The 286-nt window shown below is 40.9% G+C and carries 1 protein-coding gene; it reads left to right on the top strand.

What is annotated here, in order from left to right; all coding sequences use genetic code 11:
* The coding region (locus tag VJI93_RS08685) for a TonB-dependent receptor (RefSeq protein WP_324009302.1) at window positions 1–286 on the top strand (286 nt) is incomplete at both ends.

Below are 286 nucleotides of genomic sequence, written 5' to 3'. Positions count from 1 at the left end.
ACAAGCAAATTGGCAAGCTTTACCAAACTTAAACTTAGTCGGTGGCGCTCGCTATGACTGGATCAGTTATGACTTTGACAATAAGCTTATTCCTTCTAAAGTGACAGGTGCTCCAGATGAAAAACGTAATTTCCATAAGGCCAGTCCACAACTCGGTTTTGTTTGGAATATTACGCCTGAATTAGATCTTTACAGCAATTGGTCACAAGGCTTTGTTCCACCTGAAGTGAGTAGCCTTTATGGAGCAAATTTAGTCACACCTGACCTGAAAGAAGCAACCTTTGAT

It is taken from the genome of Parvimonas sp. M20, assembly GCF_035282425.1.
Classification (GTDB): Bacteria; Bacillota; Clostridia; order Tissierellales; family Peptoniphilaceae; genus Parvimonas.
The sequence above is the reverse complement of the archived record's forward strand: the minus strand, read 5'-3'. Positions and strand labels throughout refer to the sequence as shown.